Annotated in this window: 1 protein-coding gene; it reads left to right on the top strand. The window is 48.2% G+C overall.

Annotation, left to right across the window (positions count from 1 at the left end):
• On the top strand, positions 1-962 hold a 962-nt coding region (locus B3180_RS04820; protein ID WP_286843339.1), incomplete at its 5' end, for a DNA-directed RNA polymerase subunit alpha.
• Positions 963-1,078 lie beyond the last annotated feature (116 nt).

Genomic DNA, 1,078 nt, shown 5'->3' with positions numbered 1-1,078 from the left:
AGCCGAGGTTAGTCGACATCGAGCAAATCAGCCCGACTCATGCCAAGGTGACACTGGAGCCTCTGGAACGCGGCTTTGGTTATACACTGGGTAATGCGTTACGTCGCATTTTACTGTCGTCAATGCCAGGCTGTGCAGTGACTGAGGTTGAAATCGATGGCGTGCTGCACGAATACAGCAGCAAAGAGGGCGTTCAGGAAGATGTCATTGAAGTTTTGTTAAACCTGAAAGGGCTGGCTGTCAGCATTGAAGGTAAAGATGAAGCGACTCTGACTTTGAATAAATCCGGAGCAGGTCCTGTAACAGCAGGCGATTTCACGCACGATGGTGATGTTGAGATCGTTAATCCTGAGCACGTTATCTGTCATTTGACAGGCGACTATGAACTCGTTATGCGAGTTAAAGTTGAACGTGGTCGCGGTTACGTGCCTGCGGCATCACGTCAGTCCGCTGATGATGATGAACGTCCAATCGGTCGTCTACTTGTCGACGCGTCGTTCAGCCCGGTTGAGCGCATTGCATATTCTGTAGATGCGGCACGTGTTGAGCAGCGCACCGACTTAGATAAGCTGGTTATCGAAATGGAAACCAATGGTACATTGGATCCAGAAGAAGCAATCCGCCGTGCAGCAACAATTTTAGCTGAGCAGCTGGATGCCTTCGTTGAACTTCGTGATATCAGCGAACCGGAAGAGAAAGAAGAGAAACCGGAGTTTGATCCGATTCTTCTTCGTCCGGTAGACGACTTGGAATTGACTGTTCGATCTGCGAACTGCTTAAAAGCAGAAGCGATTCAGTACATTGGTGACTTAGTACAACGGACTGAGGTCGAGTTGTTAAAAACTCCGAACTTAGGTAAAAAGTCGTTGACTGAAATCAAAGACGTGTTGGCTTCACGTGGTTTGTCTCTTGGCATGCGCCTTGAGAACTGGCCACCAGCTAGCTTAATTGATAACGACTAAGGTCACCTTAGTAATAGATTTACTGAGAAGGGTATAGGTATGCGCCATCGTAAGAGTGGTCGTCAACTAAATCGAAACAGCAGCCATCGTCAGGCAATGTTCCGCAACATGGCAAG

Origin of the sequence: Idiomarina sp. UBA4206, assembly GCF_002383015.1 — a bacterium.
GTDB lineage: Bacteria > Pseudomonadota > Gammaproteobacteria > Enterobacterales > Alteromonadaceae > Idiomarina > Idiomarina abyssalis.
The sequence above is the reverse complement of the archived record's forward strand: the minus strand, read 5'-3'. Positions and strand labels throughout refer to the sequence as shown.